Origin of the sequence: Nocardia sp. NBC_00508 (genome assembly GCF_036346875.1) — a bacterium.
Taxonomy (GTDB): domain Bacteria; phylum Actinomycetota; class Actinomycetes; order Mycobacteriales; family Mycobacteriaceae; genus Nocardia.
The window spans coordinates 5,215,318-5,237,159 of sequence record NZ_CP107852.1; the positions used below are offsets into that span (position 1 = coordinate 5,215,318).

Genomic DNA, 21,842 nt, shown 5'->3' on the forward strand with positions numbered 1-21,842 from the left:
ATCGGGTACTTCCTCGTCACTGCACAGGATTGGTTCGTCACGGCTCGGGGACCAGGACCGCTCGGCCGGTGACCAGGCCCCGCTCCAGCCGGTCGAGGGCGTCGCGGCCCTCGGCAAGGGCGTAGCGCTCCACCTCGACCCATAGCCTGCCCGAGGTGGCCAATGCCACGGCGTCGATCAAGTCGGATTTGGTGCCGCCATAGGACTTTCGGATCGAGGCACCCCACGGCCAGCCCGGCCCGCCTGCCGGTGCCGCCGTGATTTCCGGAGCGCCGCCGCCCAGGCCGATCATCCGGTAGGCCCCGTTGGGCGCCACCGACTCCACCGCGAGCCGCGCGGTCACGTCCACGCCGACGAAGTCGAACACCGCGTCCGCGCCCCGGCCTTCGGTGCGGTCGAGGATCTCGCGCGCGGTGTCGGCGCCCGCCGTGAGTCCCTCGGCCGCACCGCACCGCGCGGCGAGTTCGAGCTTGTCGGCGCTCACGTCCACGGCCAGTACCCGGGCCGCCGTAGTCGCGGTGAGGATCTGCACCGCGACGTGACCGAGCCCGCCGATCCCGATGACCACTGCCACCGACCCCGGGCCGAGCTGCTCGCGAGCGCCGCGGATGGCGTGATAACTCGACAGGGCGGCGTCGGCCAGCGGCGCGGCCTGGAGGAAATCCAGGTCGCCGATCGGGACGAACGAACTCGCGGGCACGCGGATGTACTCCGCCATGTCGCCGTCCGGGCCGAGCCCGGGGCAGGGTGGCATGGCGGTGCGGCCCGCGGCACGGCAGACGTTCTCGTTGCCGCCGACGCACTCCCGGCACACCCCGCACGACCAGCACAGATACACCACGCCGCGCTCGCAGGGGCGGCGGCCGTCGACCGCGCCGCCGATCGCCTCGACGGTGCCCGCGATCTCGTGACCCAGAGTCAGCGGCTGCTCGCGCATCCGGAACGGGATGTCCAGCACGTGCAGATCCGAATGGCAGATGCCCGCCGCGCCCACGCGCAGTAGCAGATCGGCCGGACCGATCTCCGGGATCGGTACCTCACGCAGTTCCAGCACGCCCGGCTCGGTGAGCTGTAGTGCCCGCATCATCGGCGCACCGCCTCGAACGTCGCGCGCAGATAGGCGTCGGCGCGGTCGGAGCCGATCAGGCCCGGCGCCATCCGGTTCATGGTGTAGGCGAAGGTGAGCCGGTGGTCCAGGTCGTTGACCACCATCGCACCGCCGTACCCGGCCCACCAGCACACCCGCCCGTCGGGCACCTCCGGGGCGGTCTGCGGCTGCGGCAGACCGTAGCCGATGCCGAATCGCAGCGGCACCAGCAGCGCGAGATCCACCCCATCGGACTGCTGCTGGAAGATCAGATCGATCGTCTCGTCCGACAACAGTCTCCGGCCGCCCAGTTCGCCGCCGCAGGACACCAGCGATTGCACCCGTGCCACCGAGCGCGCGTTGCCGTGCCCGTTCACCGCGCCGATCTCGGCTTGCCGCCACGCCGCGCCGGCCGTTTCGGCGATGTCGAGCAGCGGGCTGGTGAGCGTCTTGACCAGGATGCTGCCCTGGTCGAGCGCTGCCAGGTCGAATTCCGGTACCGCGGGGGGAATCAGCGTGGCGATCCGCCCGTGGTGTTCGGGCGCGGTGCCGATGTGGAAATCGGCGTCCAGCGGCCCGGCGAGCTCCTCGGCGAAGAACTCGCCCAGCGAACATCCGGTGACCCGGCGGATGACCGCGCCGATCAGGTGGCCGTAGTCGAGCGCGTGATACCCCGAGGCGGTGCCCGGCTCCCACCACGGCGGCTGGCTCGCGAGGCGGGCGGCGGACGCCTCCGCGTCATAGATATCGGCCAGCGCGATCGGCTGCTGCCAGCCCGAGACGCCGGAGGTGTGCGCGAGCAGATGACGAATCTCGATGTCGCCCTTGCCGTTCGCCGCGAACTCCGGCCAGTACCTGGCCACCTTCGCGTGCACGTCCAGTTCGCCGCGCTCGACCAGCAGCAGCGCGCAGAGCGCGGTCATGGTCTTGGTGAGGGAGAAGACGTTGACCAAGGTGTCGTCGGTCCACGGCGTGGTGCGCTCGGGATCGCGGTAGCCGCCCCACAGGTCGACGACCGGTTCACCATCGATCGTGACGCAGATCGACGCGCCGAGTTCGTCGCCGGACGCGAGCCGGCTCTCCAGTTCCGTTCGCACCCGCGCGAATCGCTCGGCACAGAATCCCGAAGTGGTGGTGCTTGTCGTGGTGGTCATCGTCGCCTCACACATTCTGCATCGCCTGGGCCGGGACCGGAAGCGAATTCCCTGCGGCTGCAGCCCTTTTCGCGCCATGCGTCAGTTCGCGCCGCATGTCCCGCACATACGGCTCGAACTCGATCTGGATAGTGTGCCGCGGCGAGTCGTAGTAGCGGCCCTTCCTGGCCGACTCCGCAGACCGGATGGCCGCCGCCATCTCCTGCGCTGTCGGCGGGTGGTAGCGGCCGGTGAGATAGGCCGCGACCAACTTGCTCTGCTGCTCGGCGAAGTTCACCAGCGTCGGCAACGGCTGGGCCAAGCCGAGGAAGAACAGGTTGTCGATGCCCGGCTTCATCATCTGCTTGAACAGCGGGAAGCGATTCTCGCTGTCGGGCAACAAGTCTGGTTCGGCGAAGAACGGGAAGGAGATGCGGTAGCCCGTGGCGCAGACGATCACGTCCACCTCCTCGGCGCTGCCGTCGGCGAAACGCACCCGCGGCCCCTCCAGCGCGGTGATCGCGGGCTTGAACGCGATATCGCCGCAGCCGGCCCGGTGCAGGAACTCCTCGCTGGCCGATGGATGCGCCTCGAACGGCAGGTGGTCGGGCTCGGGCAGGCCGTAGTTCGCCATGTTGCCCCGGAACTTGCGGACGAACCGCTGCTTGAGCTTGAGCGCCACCGTCGGTGGGATCCACCGCGGCATCGAGCGCTTGTCGCCCACCTTGCCGTTGACGTACTTCGGCAGCACCCAAACTCCGCGGCGGGCGGAGACGTACAGTTTCGCGGCAAGGAAGCGCTGGGACAGTTCGGAGGCGATGTCCAGGCCGGAATTGCCCATGCCGACCACCACGACGCGCTTGCCGCGCATGTCCACGGGGTCGAACGGGTCGTTGTAGGCGTGGCTGTGCAGCAGCGTGCCGTCGAATTCACCGGGGTAGTCCGGAATTCGAGGGTCCCAGTGGTGGCCGTTGCAGACGACCAACGCGTCGTAGTCCCTGGTATGTCCATCGCTGGTGGTGATCAGCCAGCGGCCGTCCTCGCCGCGCTCTGCGCCGATCACTGTGGTGTTGAACATGATTCGGTCGCGGACGCCGAAATGGTCGACGTAATCGCGGAAGTACTGGAACAGCTGCGAATGGTGCGGAAAGTCCGGCCATTCCTCGGGCGGCGGAAAGTCCTCGAAAGCCAAGCGGAACTTGGACGTGTCGATGTGCAGGCTCTGGTAGCAGGCCGACATGCCGTTGGGGTTCTTGAAGTACCAGTTGCCGCCGACTTCGTCGGACGCCTCGTAGCAGTCGAACGGGATGCCGTGGTCCTGTAGGCGCTTGGCGACGGTGATCCCGGAGGGTCCCGCGCCGATCACGCAGACCCGGGGAAGTGCGGTTGACGTCATTCATTGTCCTCGTGCTGGGCGGCACCGCGTGCGATGCCGGGCCGAACCGTCCGGTGCCTACGGGCGCCGGAGTGACGTAGGCAACAAGGTAACACTCGGTTGACATGGCGTCTAGTGAATGACGTAGTGTCTAGTGAAAGCGCTCGTCCGGTCGCCGGACGTAGACTCTCTCAGCGAAGTCGCACGTCAGCACACTTTTCACCGAACGCGAGGTACCTGTTCACCATGCGAACGAACGCGAACACCAGCCTGCGGGACGAGCAGAAGCTGCAAACCAGGGCCCGGCTGATGGAAGCCGCCAAGGAGTTGTTCACCGCCCGCGGCTACGCGGCCGTGCGGGTGGACGACATCGCCGCAGCGGTCGGCTGCAGCCGCGCCACCTTCTATCTGCATTTCGCGGGAAAGCTGGAGATCCTGCGCGCGATCGCCGAGCAGGGCACCGCGCCCAGCGCGCTGCACTTCTATCAGGATCTCGACCGGGTGCTGGAGGCGGGTTCGCGCGCCGAGTTCGTCGGCTGGGTGACCCGCGCGATCGAATGGTTCCACGAGTACAAGGACCTGCTGCCCGCCTGGGACGAGGCGACCACGCTGGAGCCGGAGTTCCGCGAGGTCGCCCGCAACGGCATTCTCGCACTGCCCAACGCGATGACGGCCTACCTCGCCGCCTGGCCGGCCGACCGCAAGGACGAAGCGCGACTGCGCGTGGAACTGCTTGTGGCGCAACTGGAGCGGTTCTTCACCCGATGGGCGATGCAGGGCACCATCGACGTCTCGGCGGAGCAGGCCGCCGAGGTGCTCACCGATATCTGGTTTCCGGCACTACAGGCGCCGACCGCGCCGAACTGAGGGGCGTCGCGGCCTATTCGTCGGGCCGGTCGAAACCGCGCATGCAGAGGGTGGCTCCCCACTTCGGCCAGTCGACCGCGGTGGCGCCCTCGGCGTCGCGCGGGCAGGCGGCTGCATCGGCGGGACGGGGCAGGACGGCGGTGATTCGAATGATCTTTTTGCCCGCTCTGGCGCAGTCCACCTTTCGTGGCAGATGCCAGTCGGTGACGTCGTAGCACGTGCCCGCTCGCCAATCGGGCGTGAGGCACAGGTAGTCCCGGTCGCGTCCGGCGCGGTCGGTGCGCCGATGCTCCCGGTCGACTCGCGGGTCCGTGCAGGTTCCGGTCTGGAGCACGCGGAAGTTGGCGGGCAGCGTGTCGCAGGGCACGGGTACGACGGTGGCGGGGACGCCACCGGATGCGTGCGGCGCGGGAATCGCCACGCAATCGCCCGGCAGTGTCGCGGATAGCAGATCGGGGGCTTCCACAGGGATGTCGTCTTCGGTTGCCACCGGCGCGATCAGGACCAGGCAGGAGATTCCCCCGAGCAGCGCCACGACGCCCGCCGCGGCGCCGACCAGGAACGGTATGTCGCGCGCGTTCGTGTGCGACGGACGTGGTGGTCCACCCGGATCCGGTCCGAGTCGCGTTGGCAGCGTGGTCGGCGATGCAGCGTCCATGGGTGGGCACTCGGCCTTCGGAAGTCGCGACGGACCCGCCATCAGCGGTGGTTCGAGACGTGGTGGAGCGCTGGTAGGTGGTGCGGGCGGTGCAGCCTCAGTGGGTGTGGGCTCGGTCCGCGAAAAGTCGTGCGGCGGTGGGCTTGTCACCGGCGTTGCCGCGGAGCGCGGACGGTGCCCGGGACGCGACCGTGGCCCGCGGTGCGGCTGCGGTCGCGTGCCGGTCCGATATTCCGTGCCGAAAGGCGGTTGCGGCCTGCGGTTTCCGGCGATCATCGCGAGGACGATCACGCCCGCCGCGAGAACGGTGACGGTGACCGCGCCGAACAGCAGTCCGGTGTGTAGTGGTGCGGCGGCGAGCACCGCCGAATGCCGCGCATGGGTCATATGCCCCCCTGGTTGCCTCGTTCCAGCTACCGGTTCGGGGCGGACCGCCGCGGGTCGCCGCCGGATCACCGGTGCTGGCAAACCGATTCGCCGGAATCAGATCATGCCGCCCGCACGGGTGTCAAAGCGGGTCGCCGAACGCGGGCACCGGGGCGACAGTGAATGTAGCCAGGAGTTCGCTGTCGGCGTGGAACTGGGTGTCCGCCGACTGGATAGCCGCCTGCCGTGAGAATCTGTCGGCGCGGTGCGGCATCATCTGTGCACGCAGCCAACCACGAACATTGCTCGGAGTAACCATGCCGTCGCCACGAACAAAGCCGCAGCCCTTGTCGGACAGCGAGATTCAGCAGATCGCCACGGACATCGCCGGAGGCCACCCGCCCATTGTCTGGTTCACCGCGGCCGCGGTGGGCGTCCCGGAAGGGCGTTCGGGCAAGGTGATCGCGCTCGGCGACCCCGCCGACGGGGACTTCCTGCAGATCCGGCCGACCGGATCGAAGGATGTACTGTCCTTCTCGCCGACCGAGGTGACATTGACCAAGCCGCCGCGAGGGGCGGCGGGTTCCACCGCCCAGCCGAAGTCGACAACCAGGAAGGAATCCGCTGTGACCCAGCCGTCGACCGTGACGAGCACCGCGACAGCGCCCGCGAGCGCCCCCACCCCGAAGCCGCCGGCGAGCACCCCGCAAGCGAGCGAACCCGACAGCGCGGCCAAAGGCGCCAGGCAGGCCCCGGCGGCAAAGGCCGCGAAAGCTCCCGCCGCACGCAAGTCGAAGGCGCCCGAGGTCACGGTGACCCTGAACGGCACCGCCGACGGCGAGTGGTCGGTCGACGTGGTGAGCGGCAAGAAGCGCACGGTGCGCGGTCTTCCGGTGCCCAGTTCCGCGGTCGCGCAGGCGGCCAAGATCCTCCACCCGGAGGTCGCCGAGGTGGTCGCGGGGATCATGGAGACGTTGCGTGGTGCGCAGGAGGCCAAGGTGCAGCAGTTGCAGGCGGAGCTCGAGCAGGCCAAGCGCCTGCTCGAGGAATTGACCGACTGAGTCACACCGCGGTGCTGGTGGACCGCGGCGCCGAGCGCCAGATCCGGTGCTCGCTGTCGGCGGATGTACGGCGAGCGTCCTCGTGGAACGCGTAACCCAGCGAGTACTGCTTCGCGTGGTACATGGCGGCGTCCGCGTCCCGGATCAGGCTGTGCACGGCGGTGTCGCAGCCGCGCGGACCCGTGCACGCGATGCCGACGCTCGCGGTGATCGGGATCTCGCCCGCGCTCAGCCCGAACGGCCGGACGAACGCGCCGATCAGCCGCTCGGCCAGCACGGATGCCTCCGGACGTGCGAGCGGGGTCAGCACGACGAACTCGTCGCCGCCGTAGCGGGACACCACGTCCTCGCGGCGCACCACGCGCCGGATCCGGCCCGCCGCCGTCGCGATCAGCTCGTCGCCCACCGCGTGTCCGTAGCTGTCGTTGACCCGCTTGAAACCGTCCAAGTCGATGAACAGCAGGCAGAGCGGTTGCTCGGCCCATCGTTCGCGACGCTGCCGCAGCGCGCGCAGCAGCGCGGCGCGGTTCAGCAGTCCGGTGAGCATGTCGTGGTCGGCCTGATACTGCGCGCGCCGTTCGCTGCGCGCGCTGCGCACGATGGCACGTTCGCTGCGCACCAGCATGCCGATCAGCAGCAGCGCGAACAGGGACGACACCACCACGCGGTCGAGCGGGTCGAGCCTGGACCCGACCACTGGCACCAACGAGGCCACGATCAGCGCGATCGCGATGAGGCTGGCCCGCTGCCTGGAGTGATGCGGGTGGATGCGCCGCGGCGAGCCGAGCGTCGCCATGGTGGGGTGCAGCGCCGCGGCGCCGACGGTGGCGTAGGCGGCCAGCAGCGGAGCCAGCAGAACCTCGCGCCCGAGCACGGTGGCGCCCGCGGTCTCCAAGCTGTAGCCCAGATCGCCGAGCAGCACCGCGATGAACCCGGCGTGCAGCAACCACAGCGAGGTCTCCGCGCGGGTGGAGGTGGCCATCGAGTGCGCGACCAGGGTGAGCAGCAGCGCGTCGAGCACCGGGTAGGTCGCCGCGACCAGGACGTCCACCCCGGTATCGGCCGATTGCAGGATCGGCGAGATGAGGAAGGTCCAGGAGGCGAGGAGCGCGCCGAGCCCGATCAGCGCGGAGTCGAGCAGCAGGTCGTAGTCGCCGTGCACCTGGCGCGGCCACAGCCAGATCAGCGCGGCGAGGCCGAGACCGAGATAGCCGAGCAGGGTGAACGCGTCATCGATCGGATGGGCCGGATGACCGGGCGCGCCACGCAGCGCGGTGCCGGTCGCGAACAGCACCGCGGAGCCCGACAGCAGATACCACGGCAGCGGGTGCGCGGGCCGGTGCGTGTGCAGACCGACGCCGATCATGGCGAGCGTCTCGCCCACGATGACGACCATCGTCACGAACGACACCAGCCGCGAGTCGATCGCCAGGTGTATCGCGATCGCGGCCGCGCTGCCGCCCAGAAGTACCGCGTACCAGCGAAATCCGAGGTGCTGCCGCCAGCTGTTCTGCGGCTGTTCGCTGGGTGTCATCAGCCCCCCTTGGTCGCTCCATCCCCGGTGAACCGGGCCGCGTAGTAGATCTGTGAATCCTCCACCGCGACTTCGACGTTCGCCTGTTCGTCGAGCACTGCCCGAATACTGTCGGCGAACGAGAACCGAGTGTTGTTGTACGAGCAGATGTCCCAACCGACCGCCGCGCGCTCGGCAACCAAAACCTGGACAACTGATTTGATCATGGCATGGAACGCGGCTCCTTGTCGGGCAGTTGGCGCAACAAGGATGAAACCCGCGTAATAGATCGCGTCGCGGGCCGCGTGTTCGGGGTAGCGGGCGGCGAAATAGTCCGGGCTGATCCACGGCACGGTCTCGAGATGCCTGGTCAGAGTGGTCACGCCGATGGGATCGCCGGAGCGGGTTCGCGCCACGTGCTTCTGCACGCGCGGATCGCTCATCTCCGCACGGAACTCGTCGGGATACAGCACCTGCCGTGCGATGGCCTTCGCACGCAGCGGGCCGAACGCCTCCTCGTACAGCTGATGGAACATCTCGATGCGTTCGCCCGGGATCATCGTCTCCACGGTCACGGAGATCTCGGCTGTGTCCGTTGTTCGCTCGCTCATCGCGGATCCCATGGGCTGGTGTGGTAGGCCGCGAGGACCAGCGCGCAGGCCGGGTCGCGGTCGCAGGTGGTGTCGACGGTGCACAGCTGGACCGGGCCGAAGCCGTCGCCGCGGTGCCGGGTCATGTCGGCCAAGCTGGCCCGGATCAGGGCGGTCACCTCGTCGACGGTCGCGGCCTCGTGCTCCACGAAAAGCCCCGCGCCGGAGTCGTCCTCGCGCAGCGCCCAGCCGATGCCCGCCGCGGCGCTCGTCCCGGGTTCGTGCACGTGCCCCACGGCGTACACGCAGTACAGGCGGTCGCCCCACGGGATCGGTTTGCGCACCCTGCCGATGCGTTCGACAGTGGCGCGCGGCGGAATGACCGACGACAGCCGGATCAAATTGGCGTCACCCACGCCGAGGCCGCGCAGCGCCGCGTCGAACGCGGACATAGCCGTCGGCCCCGCGCCGGTCGCCGCGCCTATCTCGATCGTCAGTGGCGCCGGAATCGGACGAAAACGATCGGTCCATGGCAGTGCGTGGAGTTCGCCGCGCGGGGTGTCGTGAATCATGATGCCCTCCCGATAAGGCCCCGCCACAAGATTTGCAGGCCCGCCTTCCGTCAAAATCGACTGTGCGGGACGAACGCCGATCGCGCACTGATGCGCGCCGAAAGCGCTGCTCCTACGGCGTGTCTCGTACCCTGGCACGAGCGACGAGGACAGCGAGGTACGAGTTTGCGGACATGGGTGGCGCCGGGCCGGGTCAACATCATCGGTGAGCACACCGACTACAACGAGGGCTACGTCCTGCCGATCGCGCTGCCGCTGGTGGTGCGCTGCACGGCGGCGGGGCGCACCGATGGCCGGGTGCGCGTCGGCTCGCGGCAGCGGCCCGGCGAGCCGGTGCTCGTCGCGGTGTCCGAACTCACCGCGCAGCGGGCGCGGGTGCCGGGATGGTCACGTTATCCCCTCGGTGTGGTCGCCGAGTTCGCCCGGCGCGGGGTCCGGATTCCGGGCGTCGACCTCGAGCTGGACGGTGCGGTGCCGATCGGCGCGGGGTTGTCGTCGTCGGCGGCGCTGTCGTGCGCGGTGGCCGTCGCGCTGCGGGATCTGTTCGCGCCCGGCTCGACCGACCGCGAATTGATCGATGTGGCCCGGGCCGCCGAGAACGATTACGTCGGTGCGCCGACCGGCCTGCTCGACCAGTCGGCCGCGATTCTGTGCACAGCCGGGCACGCGCTGTTGCTCGATGTGCGTGGTTTCATCGCCGACGCCACCGCTGCCCGCGGTGTCGCACATGAGCAGATCCCGTTCGACCTGGCCCGCTTCGGACTCGAGCTGCTGGTGATAGATACCGGGCAGCCGCACGAGCTGGTCGACGGCCATTACGCCGAGCGCCGCGACCAATGCGCGGCGGCGGCCGCCGCACTCGGCGTCACCGCCTTGCGCGATGTCGCGTCCGCGGCGGACGCCGACCGGATCGCCGATGACGTGCTGCGCCGCCGGGCCAGGCACGTGGTGACCGAGAACGCCAGAGTGCTTGCGGTTGCCGAGAAATTGCGAGATGGCCTCGACCCGCGCGAGATCGGCCCGATCCTGACCGAGGGGCACGCCTCGTTGCGGGATGATTTCGAGGTGTCCACCCCGGCGTTGGACGTCGCGGTCGACGCCGCGCTGGCTGCGGGCGCGCACGGCGCGCGTATGGTCGGCGGCGGATTCGGCGGGAGCGTCATCGCGCTGGTCGATCGCGAGCGGACCGAGGTCGTGGTGGAGTCGGCGCGAAGACGTTTCACCGACGCGGGCCTTCCCGATCCACGCACGTTCGTGGTCGTCCCGGCGGCTGGAGCGCACCGCATCGACTGAGCGACCGTCCAGATTTCTGCGCCAATGTGCCACGCGAGTGGGACACGATCACGCACAGTAGGTGTCAGCCGACACCATCGGTGGGCGACGAGGAGGTCGCGGGCGCCGGGCAGGACCAGCACGACGCACGATCTCGCACGACGAACGATCTCGCTCGACGCCGGGTTCGACCGCCAGGAGGGACGCTGTGCCGCTTGCCGATCCATTCATACTGGCTGCCGTGCCGGTCGCATCGACCACGCGGCTCGAAGCCGCGGAGACCCTACGGCTGGACGCGCAGCCGGTCGATTACGCGCTGGTCGCCCTGTATTTCGTGTTCGTGCTCGGCATCGGCCTGCTGGCCAGGCAGCGGGTGTCCTCCAGCATCGACTTCTTCCTGTCCGGCCGCTCGCTGCCCGCCTGGGTGACCGGCCTGGCATTCATCTCCGCCAACCTCGGCGCGGTCGAGATCATGGGCATGTCGGCCAATGGCGCCGAGTACGGCTTCCCGACCTTTCACTATTTCTGGATCGGCGCGATACCGGCGATGCTGTTCCTCGGCGTGGTGATGATGCCGTTCTACTACGGGTCCAAGGTGCGCAGTGTGCCGGAGTTCATGCGCAGGCGTTTCGGCACCGGTGCTCACCTGGTCAACGCGCTGAGCTTCGCCGTCGCGCAGATCCTCATCGCGGGCGTCAACCTGTATCTGCTCGGCTCCATCGTGAACGTGCTGCTGGGCTGGCCGCTGTGGGTCTCGGTGATCGTCGCCGCGGCGATCGTGCTGTCCTACATCACCCTCGGCGGTCTCTCGGCCGCGATCTACAACGAGGTGCTGCAGTTCTTCGTCATCGTGGCCGCGTTGCTGCCGCTCACCCTGGTCGGACTGCACAAAGTCGGTGGCTGGGACGGGTTGCGGGACAAGATCACCGCGTCGCCGGGCGGCGCGCAACAGTTGGACTCCTGGCCGGGCAACGAGTTGAGCGGGTTCGGCGACAACTTCCTCTCGGTGCTCGGCATCGTGTTCGGACTCGGATTCGTGCTCTCGTTCGGGTACTGGACCACGAACTTCGTCGAGGTCCAGCGCGCGATGGCGACACACTCCATCTCGGCGGCGCGGCGCACCCCGATCATCGGCGCCTATCCGAAGATGTTCATCCCGCTCATCGTGGTGATTCCCGGCATGATCAGCGCGGTGCTGGTGCCGCAGATGGCCGAGTACAAGGCGGCCGAGACCGCGAATCCGGACGTCCAGAGCGACACCACCTACAACCAGGCACTGCTGTACCTGATGAAAGACGTGCTGCCCAACGGTCTGCTCGGCGTGGGGCTCGCCGGTCTGCTCGCGGCGTTCATGGCGGGCATGGCGGCCAACGTCTCCGCCTTCAACACCGTCTTCAGCTACGACCTGTGGCAGCAGTACGTGCGGCGCGAGCAGTCGGATGGCTACTACCTCGGCGTGGGCAGGCTGGCGACTGTCGGGGCGACCGTGGCCGCGATCTTCACCGCGTTCATCGCCTCCGGGTTCAGCAACATGATGGACTACCTACAAACCCTGTTCAGCTTCTTCAACGCGCCGCTGTTCGCCACGTTCATCCTCGGCATGTTCTGGAAGCGGATGACCCCGGCGGCGGGCTGGATGGGCTTGGTCTGCGGAACCGGATCCGCGGTGCTCGTCTTCATCTTGCACGAGGCCAAGGTGTTCGAATTGTCCGGCCAGGGATCGAGTTTCGTCGCCGCCGGTGTCGCGTTCGTGGTCGATATCGTGGTCAGCGTCGCGGTCACCCAGGTGACCCGGCCGAAACCGGCGGCCGAGCTGATCGGGCTGGTGTACTCGGAGACCCCGAAGGAAGTGCGCACCGACCCCGAGGCCGACACGCTGCCCTGGTATCAGCGTCCGGTCCTGCTGGCGGGCATCGCGCTGGTGCTCGTGATCGCCCTCAACATCTTCTTCGGATAGGGAGCTGCCGCAATGCTTTTCGATATCCGCACCATTGTCGGCGCGCTACTCGGCTGTTACGCGGTCGTCCTCGTCGTCACCGGCCTGGTGCACGACACGGCGGCCGAGCAGGCCAAGACCGGTGGCCTCAACGTGAATCTGTGGTCCGGGATCGGCATGGGTGTGGTGGCGCTGGCGTTCGTGGCCTGGGTACTGCTGCGTCCGGTCCAGGTGCCCGAACCGCACGTGCCCGCGGACCACACCGCCGCGGGCACGGACGCCGCCTGAATATCGGCGGCGCCACCCCGTGCGGGTGGCGCCGCCGATTGTCACGCGGATCAGGCGTCCGGGCGGGGTATGTCACCGCGCCAGGCGCCGGTTTCGTGGCCTTGACCCTCGATGAAGTGCTTGAAGCGCTGCAAATCACCGTTCACGCGGTGCTTCAGGACGCCGAGTTTGTCGGCGACGTTCTCCACGAACCCTTCCGGGTCGACATCCATCTGTGCGGTCACCCTGGTGTGGGTGTCGTCGAGCCGATGGAACGTGACGACGCCCGCGTGGTTGGGCCCGCTGTCGGATCTCCACGCGACGCGTTCGTCTGGATGCTGCTCGGTGATGGTCGCGTCGAACTCCCGCGTCGACGGGCCGACATGGATACGCCAGTGCGTGTGCCGGTCGTCGAGCTGGTCGACCGCTTCCACACCCTCCATGAACTGCGGAAACGACTCGAACTGCGTCCACTGATCGTAGGCGGTGCGAACCGGGACCTCGACGTCCACCGTGGCGGCCATTGTGCTCACTTGCTACCCCATTTCTCGCCCGCCCGCGCAATCGCACGGACAGGCGTCCTCGGTTGACAAGCGCTCCCTCAGGGGCGCCTCGGGACATTGGCCGCGTACCCGGGCAGCGTGTGGACAAACAAGCGCCGGACGGCTACACCACCGACACGCGCGCCGCGTAGGAATCCAGTTCGCGCACGGGATGCGTCGAGGCCCACGGTTCGAACTTCGCTCGCGTCTCCGCGTACGCCTGCCGCACACGTGGCGAGGTGTTCTGCGCGGCCAGTTCCAGCGCATTCCTGGCGGCTTCGCACGCACGGTCGATATCGTGCGCAACCGCCAGCTGCGCGAGGCTGAGACTCCACAGTGCGCGGTCGCGAGTCGCGTGGGCGGGGATGAGACTCAGCACCTTCTCGATCGTGTCGGCCGCCGCACCCACCTCGCCCCCGGTCTCGAGGCACCGGGCAGTCATGGCGCCCGTCGTCCACGCGCTCTGGTAGTAGCAGTACGACTCATCCGGTGTCGTCTGCTCGGCGAAGTCGTCGGTCACTCGGTAGAGCTGTAGCCACGCATCATAATTCCGTCCATCGGACGCGAAGGCCTGTGCGGCGCAGAGCTTTCGGAAATCGTCGACACGACCGTCCTGGACAGGCAGTCGCAGCATGCTATCCGCGATGTCCGCGGCGGTGCGAAACTGACGCAGCTCGACCGCCAGTTGGGTGCGGTGGCAGAGGATGCCGGTCGCGATGTCGGCGGCACCGGATTCCTCCGCGTGCTGGTAGGCGATCCGGAACAGTTGGTCGGCCCGCGCCAGGTCGCCCTGATCCCACGCAGCCCACGCGCTGCTCGCCGTGGCCTCGCCGGTCAATGATTGCAACGCCGGACGCAATGCCGCGGGACACTCCCGCAGCAGCGCCGCGCACGTCTGGGCTTGAGCTTCGATGATCGGTCGAGCCGCATCGGAGCCCAGCTGATCGTCCAATAGCTGCGCCGTGTGCACGGTACTTCGCAAGTGGCCGATCGCGTCCGGCGTGACAGTCGGAGAGCCACTCTTGCTCAGTGCGGAAGCGCCGACGACCGCACCGGTCGCGGCGATGAAGTCTCGCCGGTTCACGTCCAAGTCTCCAATCAACGCTCGGAAACGCTTGTGTGCCCTATGGTCCGTATCTTCGAGAACTCTGTCCAGCCGCGCCTGGAAGCCGACACTCACTTGACGGTACAGTCGGCTCTCCCAAAAGCTGACTGTTCGCTGACCACAACGCAGCAGCTCGGCCAGCTCGCTCTGAGTCAACCTGCACGCATCTCGAAGCGCCTTCACATCCGCGCCGGTCCACATCGTCACCACATCTGCCACGGTGCCCCCTTGCACTGTTCGGACGGTCATTGCTGCCGATTGCTGAAGGCTGCGTGTTCGTTACCTTCCACGAGGCATTGTGACCCGGCATGCTGATATGCGTACCCGGAACCGGGAAACCCTGTCGCACAACCGAACCCCTATGTGACGGGACATCCGAATCGTGCACGACGCATAGACGCGGATGGCGTACCCCCGCGCCCCGGTTCCGGGACACCCACCACGATGAGAGCCGAAATCCGTTCCCCGCGACCACAGGCGGCCTCATGAACTACGACCATCGAGCCTTGGCCGAGATCGCTGTTCTCGCCGACCTCATCACGGCGATCGACACCGCCTTGGCCGATGCCGCTTGCCGCGACCGGCATCCCGGTGCCCGGCGCGCACATCTCTTCGCCGTAGTGCTGTACGAGCTGATCGTCAGCGCTCGCACGGTGGTCGGCCCCGACGGCGGACGCCTGTACGCGGCGCCGATCCTCGATTCGGTCATCGACGACGCCCCGGCCGCCGACGAACTCTCCATCCTGGACCTGTTGGTGCCGGTGCTCGTGGCCCGCCACATCACGAACGAATCCTGACCTTCCCGGCATTCGCTCGGCTCCGCCGATGTCTCGCGGCGTGCGCAAGGGTCACCCGTATTGTGCGAAGACCATTCGCCGGCGACGTGATCCGCAGCATGCTCGGGATCCGTTGCAGGAGAAGCACAGCAAGACAAGAATGTTCGTTGATACAATTCGTACGCAGAATGAACCGATCCGTGATCACTGCCTACTTCCGCGACACCGTGTCATGCCGCGTTTCACAGTCCCCGGTAATGGCGAGCACGCAAGCTATCAAGTCGAGGAGGACTACGGAAATGAAGACGATCGAGAAATTCGAGATGCCCACCCGCGATGACCTGCGAAACCCGTCCGAGGCCCTGAAGAAATACTTATCGGCCGTCGACGGAGGTCGTGACGACGCGAACGACACCTTCCAATTCGCCTGCATGCTGGCTGCCACCGAGGCCGAAGAGGGCGCGAACGACGACGAACAATGCCTGAACATCTTCCAGAACGCGCTGCCGAGCTGGACGAGCCAATTCGGCTTGAATGTGAAAATCCACGGTTACGGCGTTTACTACCCGACCTACGGTCCCTACGGTGTCGATCGGGGAGATGCATCTTCGATCTATTGGGCGGCGACGGGGTTCAGCGACAGGCCCCGCGCCTACGAGGCCATCGCTCTACCGCCCGATGTGCCTACGCCCGCCGATTCGCTGATCGATCAGTACAGTGACTGGTCGCAGAATGCGGCCGCCGCGGCGGACGAGGAAACCAGTGACTCAGCGCGTTTCTCCGCGTTCGTCGACGCGATGTCCAACGCTTTGAGCGCATCCGGTCACGCGTCGGCTGGAACCTCATATGGTTACTTCAACAGCGGGGGAAGTGAAGTGTACACTCCCGACCTGCAGGATTCCGGAATGCTGTGGAATGTCGCGCCGTTCGGTTCCTGGGAAAACCATCGGTATCAGTGCATCACCGTACTACCACGATGAGCAATCCTCCCGGCCCGGCGCTCGAGCACGCCGACATCGCGTAGTTGCCCTGGGGGCGGCCGCACCCGCCCCCAGGGCACGGGCAGATCCAGAGCCACGTGGCAGTCCGGCGTCCGCGCGAGACCAGTTCGCACGCCGGACCGTCGCAGTCTCGGTTCCGTGCGCTGCGCACCATCCGCGAGGCGGGAGTCGGCAGCGCTCATGATCACCCCGCGCGACCGGTGGCCAGAACCTGACCGCGTGCGCCTCGGTTTTCGATGGGTCGGATCACCCTGGCGAGGCGACCACCGAATTCAGCGGCAGCAGTTGGGGTCCAGCACTACGCATAGCGCGGCAAGGGCATCGCGGCGAGCGCGGTGGAAGGTATTCATGCCGCGGCGTTCGGATTCGACCAGGCCCGCCTTGCGGAGTTGGCCGAGGTGATGGCTGACCGTCGATTCCGACAACCCGACCGCCGTCGCGAGATCGCCGCCGTTCTCCTGCCCGTCCGTGCTGGTCAGCAGCAGCGACAGCAGGCGGACACGCACCGGATCGGCGATCGCCTTCAATCGCAGCGCCACCTCCAGGGCGGCGTTCTCGTCCACCGGCCCGGCCGCGACCGGCGGGCAGCAGACCGGAGCGGACATATCGATCACGGGCAACGTCTTGGGCATGGGATCAACACTACCTGCGGCATTGACATATGTCGAAAAGGTGACCAGACTCGACAGCGTCAGTTCTTCGATATATGTCTCACAAGTGGAGGTTGTCATCATGTCCCGCATCCAGCTCGCCCTCAATGTCGACGACATCGAGCAGGCCGTGCAGTTCTACTCGACCCTGTTCCATGCCGAACCGGCCAAGCGCAAGCCCGGCTACGCCAACTTCGCCATCACCGAGCCGCCACTGAAACTGGTGTTGATCGAGAGCCCCGGCCAGGGCGGCAGCGTCAACCACCTGGGCGTCGAGGTCGACACTTCGGACCAAGTCCATGCCGAGATCACACGCCTCTCGGAGGCGGGACTGTTCACCGAAGAGCAGATCGCGACCACCTGTTGCTTCGCCACCCAGGACAAGGTCTGGGTGACCGCGCCGGACCAGGAGCGCTGGGAGGTCTACACCGTCCTCGCGGACAGCGAAACCTTCGGCACCGCACCCGAACTCGGTGATGCACCCGAACTCGGTGACGCCGAAGCGGTCCAGGCATGCTGCGGCACCGCCGAAGATGCCGCGGCCGAGGGGTCTTGCTGCAGCACCACCGCGAAGAAGGAAGCCATCGCCTCCGGTGCCAGCTGCTGCAGCTGACGTGCGTTCCGCGCAGCGAGGCTCGGGCGGCATGTGCGGGCCCATCCGCTGCTCACGCATGTGTGGCCTTGGGCGGCGGGTCCGGTCACTGAGCGGTCGGCTCTGAGTCCTCCCACGACCAGGGCGTGGCGCTGGAATGGATCGTGCCGTGGCGGCCGATTGATGCCCAACTGGCCGATCCGCTCCATGCGGCGAGTGGTCGCCACACTGAACGCCGGTCGGCTGGTGACGGCGGTCGCCGAGGCCGGTTCGCCGCCGGGTTGTTCACCTGGTGTTCGCTTGCTCCTGGATTCGATGGACGTCAATATCGATGTGTGTCGATATCAAAGCTGCCGCTGACGGGCGTGACCTCGCCGTCGTGCGAGGTCACGCCCCTGATCCGCCAACCGCTGACCGCCGAAGCCGCCGCCGACCTGGCCGGTGTGTTCAAGGCGTTGGCGGACCCGGTCCGGCTGCGGCTGCTGTCCGTCGTGGCGAGCCATGCCGGACAGGAAGCCTGCGTCTGCGACCTGTCGGCAGGGTTCGACATCAGCCAGCCGACCATCTCCCACCACCTGAAGGTCCTGCGCGAAGCCGGATTGCTCAGCAGTGAGCGGCGCGGATCGTGGGTCTACTATCGCGTCGAACCCGCCGCCCTGCGGCAGCTCTCGCAGCTGCTCGACATCGCGGTCGCCCGATGAACGATCTCGCGCGGCGGCTGATCGCCGAATTCATCGGCACCGCGTTACTGGTCACCGTCGTGGTCGGCTCCGGCATCGCCGCCCAGCAGCTCTCCCCGCACGACGTCGGTCTCCAATTGCTGGAGAACTCGACCGCGACCGTGTTCGGGCTGGCCGTGCTGATCCTCGTCTTCGGGCCGGTCTCCGGCGCCCACTTCAATCCCGTCGTCTCCGCGGCCGACTGGCTGCTGGGTCGCCGCCACGGCACCGGCCTGACCGGCCGCGATCTCGGCGGCTATCTCATCGCCCAAGTCGGCGGGGGAGTCGTGGGAGCGGTGCTGGCCAACATCATGTTCGACCAGTTCGCGCTACAGATCTCCACCCACCACCGCATCACCAGCGGTCACCTGGTCGGCGAGATCGTCGCCACCGCCGGACTGATCGCAGTCGTATTCTCCCTCGCCCGCAGCGGCCGAACCGCCCTGTCAGCGGCGGCGGTCGGCGCGTACATCGGGGCGGCTTACTGGTTCACCAGCTCCACGTCGTTCGCCAACCCTGCCGTCACGATCGGCCGCGTCTTCTCCGACACCTTCGCCGGTATCGCCCCGGCCTCGGCGCCCGGATTCATCGCCGCCCAGATCGCAGGCGCCCTTATCGGGCTGGCCCTGGTCGTCGTCCTGTATCCGGCCACCGCAGCGGCTGCCGACAACGTCGTCATCCCGCACGGCACCGACTCCGACCACTCGATTCCCGCTGCAACCCGGAGACCCCAATGACAGACAGCCCGCTCGCACCCATCGAGCACGCGCGCGAGACCCTCACCATCGATCAGCAACTCGCTGTGAAGACCGCAGCTACCCGGCTACAGTCCGAGTTCGCCGACACCTTCGGCGTCGAAACCATCGAGCGTTTCCTGCACTCCAGTTACGACCAATTCGCGGCCCGCGCAACAGTTCTCACCTTCCTGCCGCTGCTGGCCGAGCGGTTCGCCCGCCAGCGGCTCCAGGCGCTGGCAAAGGTCGAGGGCAAGGCGCTCACCGGCAAGCCGACCGTGCTGTTCCTGTGCACCCACAACGCCGGTCGCTCCCAGATGGCGCTCGGTTTCTTCGACCACCTCGCCGGCGACGCGGCAGTTGCGTGGTCCGGCGGCTCCGAGCCCGGCGAGGAGATCAACCCTGTCGCCATCGAGGCGATGGCCGAGATCGGCATCGACATCGCCCGCGAATACCCCAAACCCTGGACCGAGGAAATCCTGCGGGCCGCCGACGTCATCGTCACCATGGGTTGCGGCGACGCCTGTCCGATCTACCCCGGATGCCGCTACGAGAACTGGGAACTGCCCGACCCCGACAACCAGCCTCTCGAGGTCGTCCGCTCGATCCGCGACCAGATCGAAACCCGCGTCCGCACCCTGCTCACCGAACTAGACGCTCCCGCCCGCTGAAAGGCCGCCCCCGCCAATGGTTTCCAAACCCAGTGTCCTCTTCGTCTGCGTCCACAACGCGGGCCGCTCCCAGATGGCCGCCGCCTTCCTCACCCACCTCGCCGGCGACCGCGTCGAGGTCCGCTCGGCAGGCTCCGCACCAGCCGACCAGATCAATCCGGTTGCGGTGGAGGCGATGCGCGAGATCGGCGTCGATATGTCCGCGGAGGTGCCGAAGGTGCTCACCACGGAGGCAGTCCACGCGTCCGATGTAGTGATCACCATGGGTTGCGGCGACGCCTGCCCCTATTTCCCCGGAAAGCGGTATCTGGACTGGAAACTCGACGACCCGGCTGGCCAGGGCCTCGAAGCGGTCCGCCCGATCCGTGACCAGATCGAAAAACGCATCCGCGACCTGCTCGATGAGCTCGGCATCAAATCGCTTGCCTGACCAGCAGCTCTCGAAGACAACAGACTGTCCTCCGGGAGAGTTCGCACTGGTCTCCACGCAGCGCTGAACCTTTCCCGGCTCGGTGCCCACGAGCTGATACGTGTACGGTTGCCCGGGTGTAGCAAGGGGCTTCTCTGAGGCGTGCTTCCGCGATCCTGAAAGGACTCGGATCTGATGTCTACGGACACCGGCCGACACTCCGATGAACCAGACGAGAGCACCGAGGATCCGGCCGGAAAGCGGCCGACGAAGCCTGGGCTCGATCGGCTGGTCTTCGGCGCCACAGCAATCGGCTCTTTGGCTTTCGTGGCTTGGGGCATCGTCGATCACGCCGGCCTCGGCTCCGCATCGGCCGATGCACAGTCATGGGTGATCACGAATACCGGTTGGCTGTTCGTGCTGATCGCTTCGGCTTTTGTCGTGTACGTCATCTGGTTGGCGGCAGGCCGATACGGCCGGATTCCGCTCGGCGCCGACGACGAGGAGCCCGAATTCCGCACCACGTCGTGGATCGCGATGATGTTCAGTGCCGGCATGGGTATCGGTCTGATCTTCTGGGGCGTCGCAGAACCGTTGTCGCACTATATGAGCCCGCCGCCGGGGACGACCGAGCCAAGGAGTTCCGAGGCTGCCGAAGTCGCGATGGCAACGACGTTGTTCCATTGGACTTTGCACCCGTGGGCGATCTATGCCGTAGTCGGCTTGGCGATCGCCTACGGCACGTTCCGCAAGGGACGGTCACAGCTGATCTCGTCGATGTTCCGGCCGATTCTCGGGCGGCACTCCGACGGCATCGGCGGACGCGCGATCAACATGATGGCGATCTTCGCGACGCTGTTCGGTTCGGCGGCGTCGCTCGGCTTGGGCGCACTGCAGATCGGCGCGGGCATCGAGTTCAACGGGTGGGCCGACTCGATCGGCAAGACGGGTCTGGTCGTCATCATCACCGGCCTGACGATGGCTTTCATCGTGTCGGCCGTCTCCGGTATCGACCGCGGTATCCAGTGGCTGTCGAACATCAACATGGTGCTTGCCCTGCTCATCGCGGCCTTCGTATTCGTCGTCGGCCCAACCCTGTTCATGCTCAACCTCCTGCCCGCCGCGCTGGGAGATTACGTCGCCACGTTGCCCGAGATGGCCTCGCGTACGGGTGTCAGCGGCGGCGAGGAAATGAAGGAATGGCTGTCGAGGTGGACGGTCTTCTACTGGGCATGGTGGATCTCGTGGACGCCGTTCGTCGGAATGTTCATCGCCCGGATCAGCCGCGGACGCACGATCCGTCAGTTCGTCACCGGTGTCCTGCTGGTGCCGAGCATCGTCAGCCTGGTCTGGTTCGTGATCTTCGGTGGAGCCGGTGTCTTCCAGCAGGGCCAGACCGGTGACCTGACCGAGGCGAACGGATCCGTCAACGAGAACTTCGCGCTGTTCCACCTGCTCGATCACTATCCCATCGCCTCGGTGACCGCCGTCCTGGTGATGATCCTTGTCGGCATCTTCTTTGTCTCCGGTGCCGACGCCGCATCCATCGTGATGGGTACGTTGTCGGAGAAGGGCAACATCGACCCGTCCAAGGCGACGGTGATCTTCTGGGGAGCCGCGACCGGCGCGGTCGCCGCCATCATGCTCGTCATCGCCGACCCAGGCGACCTCGGTGGCGCGCTGACCGGGCTACAGGCCCTGACCACAGTGGTGTCGCTGCCCTTCGTGATGGTGATGGGATTGCTGTGCGTGTCGCTGTACAAGGACATGCGTTCGGATCCGATCATCCTGCGTGAAGAACGCGGCACCGAGCTCATCGAAGGCGCGGTAGTGCAGGGCGAGGAACGACACGACACCGATTTCGAGCTCCTCACAGGGCCGGTGAGTGAGCCCCGAACCACAACGCCGGACCAGTCGGCCGACTGATCCGACGCCGGGGCGGCTGC

Annotated in this window: 23 protein-coding genes; 13 read left to right on the forward strand and 10 right to left on the reverse strand. The window is 67.1% G+C overall.

From position 1 onward, the window contains the following. Positions 1-37 precede the first annotated feature (37 nt). Genes OHA40_RS23225 through OHA40_RS23235 form a run of 3 tightly spaced genes read right to left on the reverse strand, consistent with a single transcriptional unit; the run spans position 38 to position 3,616 of the window. Positions 38-1,084 carry an NAD(P)-dependent alcohol dehydrogenase gene (locus OHA40_RS23225; protein ID WP_330234340.1) on the reverse strand — a complete coding sequence of 349 codons (1,047 nt, stop codon included), beginning with the start codon at positions 1,082-1,084 and terminating at the stop codon, positions 38-40. Then, positions 1,084-2,241, reverse strand: coding sequence for a serine hydrolase domain-containing protein (locus tag OHA40_RS23230; RefSeq protein ID WP_330228993.1), 1,158 nt, complete (start codon positions 2,239-2,241; stop codon positions 1,084-1,086). The genes OHA40_RS23225 and OHA40_RS23230 overlap by 1 nt, the downstream gene beginning before the upstream one ends. A gap of 7 nt (positions 2,242-2,248) precedes the next feature. Continuing rightward, positions 2,249-3,616, reverse strand: a complete 1,368-nt coding sequence (locus OHA40_RS23235) for a flavin-containing monooxygenase (protein WP_330228994.1) — start codon at positions 3,614-3,616, stop codon at positions 2,249-2,251. Between the two features lie 225 nt (positions 3,617-3,841). On the opposite strand from OHA40_RS23235, the gene OHA40_RS23240 reads away from it, so the two are divergent. Beyond that, a complete protein-coding gene (locus OHA40_RS23240) occupies positions 3,842-4,462 on the forward strand; it encodes a TetR/AcrR family transcriptional regulator (RefSeq protein ID WP_330228995.1) in 621 nt (206 codons plus the stop codon). 13 nt (positions 4,463-4,475) lie between these two features. On the opposite strand, the gene OHA40_RS23245 is transcribed toward OHA40_RS23240, so the two are convergent. Beyond that, positions 4,476-5,507, reverse strand: a complete 1,032-nt coding sequence (locus OHA40_RS23245; RefSeq protein ID WP_330228996.1) for a hypothetical protein — start codon at positions 5,505-5,507, stop codon at positions 4,476-4,478. A gap of 296 nt (positions 5,508-5,803) precedes the next feature. Between OHA40_RS23245 and OHA40_RS23250 the strand changes: the two genes are divergently transcribed. Continuing rightward, on the forward strand, positions 5,804-6,547 hold the full coding sequence (locus OHA40_RS23250) for a DUF6319 family protein (RefSeq protein WP_330228997.1): 744 nt from the start codon (positions 5,804-5,806) through the stop codon (positions 6,545-6,547). Between the two features lies 1 nt (position 6,548). Here OHA40_RS23250 and OHA40_RS23255 read toward each other — a convergent pair whose 3' ends face one another. Genes OHA40_RS23255 through OHA40_RS23265 form a run of 3 tightly spaced genes read right to left on the reverse strand, consistent with a single transcriptional unit; the run spans position 6,549 to position 9,222 of the window. Next, on the reverse strand, positions 6,549-8,081 hold the full coding sequence (locus OHA40_RS23255) for a GGDEF domain-containing protein (RefSeq protein WP_330228998.1): 1,533 nt from the start codon (positions 8,079-8,081) through the stop codon (positions 6,549-6,551). Then, complete coding sequence (locus OHA40_RS23260; RefSeq protein WP_330228999.1) at positions 8,081-8,671, reverse strand: hypothetical protein; 591 nt, start codon at positions 8,669-8,671, stop codon at positions 8,081-8,083. The genes OHA40_RS23255 and OHA40_RS23260 overlap by 1 nt, the downstream gene beginning before the upstream one ends. Next, positions 8,668-9,222 (reverse strand): pyruvoyl-dependent arginine decarboxylase, encoded by a 555-nt coding sequence (locus OHA40_RS23265; protein WP_330229000.1) that lies wholly within the window; start codon positions 9,220-9,222, stop codon positions 8,668-8,670. The genes OHA40_RS23260 and OHA40_RS23265 overlap by 4 nt, the downstream gene beginning before the upstream one ends. A gap of 165 nt (positions 9,223-9,387) precedes the next feature. Between OHA40_RS23265 and galK the strand changes: the two genes are divergently transcribed. The 3 genes from galK (at position 9,388) to OHA40_RS23280 (ending at position 12,718) form a co-directional block, all read left to right on the forward strand. Continuing rightward, positions 9,388-10,515, forward strand: a complete 1,128-nt coding sequence (gene galK / locus OHA40_RS23270; protein ID WP_330229001.1) for a galactokinase — start codon at positions 9,388-9,390, stop codon at positions 10,513-10,515. A 220-nt stretch (positions 10,516-10,735) separates the two neighbouring features. Continuing rightward, positions 10,736-12,451: a sodium:solute symporter family protein gene (locus tag OHA40_RS23275; protein WP_330229002.1), complete on the forward strand. Its 1,716-nt coding sequence runs from the start codon at positions 10,736-10,738 to the stop codon at positions 12,449-12,451. Positions 12,452-12,463: 12 nt separating this feature from the next. Then, positions 12,464-12,718, forward strand: a complete 255-nt coding sequence (locus OHA40_RS23280; RefSeq protein ID WP_330229003.1) for a hypothetical protein — start codon at positions 12,464-12,466, stop codon at positions 12,716-12,718. 50 nt (positions 12,719-12,768) lie between these two features. Here OHA40_RS23280 and OHA40_RS23285 read toward each other — a convergent pair whose 3' ends face one another. Together OHA40_RS23285 and OHA40_RS23290 are read right to left on the reverse strand one after the other, a co-directional pair. Then, complete coding sequence (locus OHA40_RS23285; RefSeq protein WP_442944073.1) at positions 12,769-13,221, reverse strand: SRPBCC family protein; 453 nt, start codon at positions 13,219-13,221, stop codon at positions 12,769-12,771. 142 nt (positions 13,222-13,363) lie between these two features. Next, positions 13,364-14,323 (reverse strand): hypothetical protein, encoded by a 960-nt coding sequence (locus OHA40_RS23290; protein ID WP_330229005.1) that lies wholly within the window; start codon positions 14,321-14,323, stop codon positions 13,364-13,366. A gap of 506 nt (positions 14,324-14,829) precedes the next feature. On the opposite strand from OHA40_RS23290, the gene OHA40_RS23295 reads away from it, so the two are divergent. Together OHA40_RS23295 and OHA40_RS23300 are read left to right on the forward strand one after the other, a co-directional pair. Further along, on the forward strand, positions 14,830-15,141 hold the full coding sequence (locus OHA40_RS23295) for a hypothetical protein (protein ID WP_330229006.1): 312 nt from the start codon (positions 14,830-14,832) through the stop codon (positions 15,139-15,141). Between the two features lie 278 nt (positions 15,142-15,419). Further along, entirely contained in the window at positions 15,420-16,100 is a 681-nt protein-coding gene (locus OHA40_RS23300; RefSeq protein ID WP_330229007.1) for a hypothetical protein, read from the forward strand. A 293-nt stretch (positions 16,101-16,393) separates the two neighbouring features. On the opposite strand, the gene OHA40_RS23305 is transcribed toward OHA40_RS23300, so the two are convergent. Further along, positions 16,394-16,753 (reverse strand): Rv2640c family ArsR-like transcriptional regulator, encoded by a 360-nt coding sequence (locus OHA40_RS23305; RefSeq protein WP_330229008.1) that lies wholly within the window; start codon positions 16,751-16,753, stop codon positions 16,394-16,396. A gap of 100 nt (positions 16,754-16,853) precedes the next feature. On the opposite strand from OHA40_RS23305, the gene OHA40_RS23310 reads away from it, so the two are divergent. From OHA40_RS23310 to OHA40_RS23335, 6 genes are all read left to right on the forward strand, one after another. After that, positions 16,854-17,384, forward strand: a complete 531-nt coding sequence (locus tag OHA40_RS23310) for an ArsI/CadI family heavy metal resistance metalloenzyme (RefSeq protein WP_330229009.1) — start codon at positions 16,854-16,856, stop codon at positions 17,382-17,384. A gap of 314 nt (positions 17,385-17,698) precedes the next feature. Beyond that, entirely contained in the window at positions 17,699-18,064 is a 366-nt protein-coding gene (locus OHA40_RS23315) for an ArsR/SmtB family transcription factor (RefSeq protein ID WP_330229010.1), read from the forward strand. Further along, positions 18,061-18,819: an MIP/aquaporin family protein gene (locus OHA40_RS23320; RefSeq protein ID WP_330229011.1), complete on the forward strand. Its 759-nt coding sequence runs from the start codon at positions 18,061-18,063 to the stop codon at positions 18,817-18,819. Before OHA40_RS23315 ends, OHA40_RS23320 begins: the two co-directional genes overlap by 4 nt. Continuing rightward, a complete protein-coding gene (locus tag OHA40_RS23325) occupies positions 18,816-19,487 on the forward strand; it encodes an arsenate reductase ArsC (RefSeq protein ID WP_330229012.1) in 672 nt (223 codons plus the stop codon). The genes OHA40_RS23320 and OHA40_RS23325 overlap by 4 nt, the downstream gene beginning before the upstream one ends. A gap of 16 nt (positions 19,488-19,503) precedes the next feature. Further along, a complete protein-coding gene (locus OHA40_RS23330; protein WP_330229013.1) occupies positions 19,504-19,917 on the forward strand; it encodes an arsenate reductase ArsC in 414 nt (137 codons plus the stop codon). Between the two features lie 174 nt (positions 19,918-20,091). Further along, positions 20,092-21,822 carry a BCCT family transporter gene (locus tag OHA40_RS23335; RefSeq protein ID WP_330229014.1) on the forward strand — a complete coding sequence of 577 codons (1,731 nt, stop codon included), beginning with the start codon at positions 20,092-20,094 and terminating at the stop codon, positions 21,820-21,822. Positions 21,823-21,842: the final 20 nt, after the last annotated feature.

What these genes read in the sequence shown, in the direction of transcription:
- OHA40_RS23225 (WP_330234340.1), bottom strand. Translation starts at nt 1,084, where the DNA reads ATGCGGGCACTACAGCTCACCGAGCCGGGCGTGCTGGAACTGCGTGAG.
- OHA40_RS23330 (WP_330229013.1), top strand. Translation starts at nt 19,504, where the DNA reads ATGGTTTCCAAACCCAGTGTCCTCTTCGTCTGCGTCCACAACGCGGGC.
- OHA40_RS23320 (WP_330229011.1), top strand. Translation starts at nt 18,061, where the DNA reads ATGAACGATCTCGCGCGGCGGCTGATCGCCGAATTCATCGGCACCGCG.
- OHA40_RS23245 (WP_330228996.1), bottom strand. Translation starts at nt 5,507, where the DNA reads ATGACCCATGCGCGGCATTCGGCGGTGCTCGCCGCCGCACCACTACAC.
- OHA40_RS23285 (WP_442944073.1), bottom strand. Translation starts at nt 13,221, where the DNA reads ATGGCCGCCACGGTGGACGTCGAGGTCCCGGTTCGCACCGCCTACGAT.
- OHA40_RS23230 (WP_330228993.1), bottom strand. Translation starts at nt 2,241, where the DNA reads ATGACCACCACGACAAGCACCACCACTTCGGGATTCTGTGCCGAGCGA.
- OHA40_RS23250 (WP_330228997.1), top strand. Translation starts at nt 5,804, where the DNA reads ATGCCGTCGCCACGAACAAAGCCGCAGCCCTTGTCGGACAGCGAGATT.
- OHA40_RS23300 (WP_330229007.1), top strand. Translation starts at nt 15,420, where the DNA reads ATGAAGACGATCGAGAAATTCGAGATGCCCACCCGCGATGACCTGCGA.
- OHA40_RS23240 (WP_330228995.1), top strand. Translation starts at nt 3,842, where the DNA reads ATGCGAACGAACGCGAACACCAGCCTGCGGGACGAGCAGAAGCTGCAA.
- OHA40_RS23265 (WP_330229000.1), bottom strand. Translation starts at nt 9,222, where the DNA reads ATGATTCACGACACCCCGCGCGGCGAACTCCACGCACTGCCATGGACC.
- OHA40_RS23310 (WP_330229009.1), top strand. Translation starts at nt 16,854, where the DNA reads ATGTCCCGCATCCAGCTCGCCCTCAATGTCGACGACATCGAGCAGGCC.
- OHA40_RS23280 (WP_330229003.1), top strand. Translation starts at nt 12,464, where the DNA reads ATGCTTTTCGATATCCGCACCATTGTCGGCGCGCTACTCGGCTGTTAC.
- OHA40_RS23325 (WP_330229012.1), top strand. Translation starts at nt 18,816, where the DNA reads ATGACAGACAGCCCGCTCGCACCCATCGAGCACGCGCGCGAGACCCTC.
- OHA40_RS23305 (WP_330229008.1), bottom strand. Translation starts at nt 16,753, where the DNA reads ATGCCCAAGACGTTGCCCGTGATCGATATGTCCGCTCCGGTCTGCTGC.
- OHA40_RS23235 (WP_330228994.1), bottom strand. Translation starts at nt 3,616, where the DNA reads ATGACGTCAACCGCACTTCCCCGGGTCTGCGTGATCGGCGCGGGACCC.
- OHA40_RS23335 (WP_330229014.1), top strand. Translation starts at nt 20,092, where the DNA reads ATGTCTACGGACACCGGCCGACACTCCGATGAACCAGACGAGAGCACC.
- OHA40_RS23260 (WP_330228999.1), bottom strand. Translation starts at nt 8,671, where the DNA reads ATGAGCGAGCGAACAACGGACACAGCCGAGATCTCCGTGACCGTGGAG.
- OHA40_RS23295 (WP_330229006.1), top strand. Translation starts at nt 14,830, where the DNA reads ATGAACTACGACCATCGAGCCTTGGCCGAGATCGCTGTTCTCGCCGAC.
- OHA40_RS23255 (WP_330228998.1), bottom strand. Translation starts at nt 8,081, where the DNA reads ATGACACCCAGCGAACAGCCGCAGAACAGCTGGCGGCAGCACCTCGGA.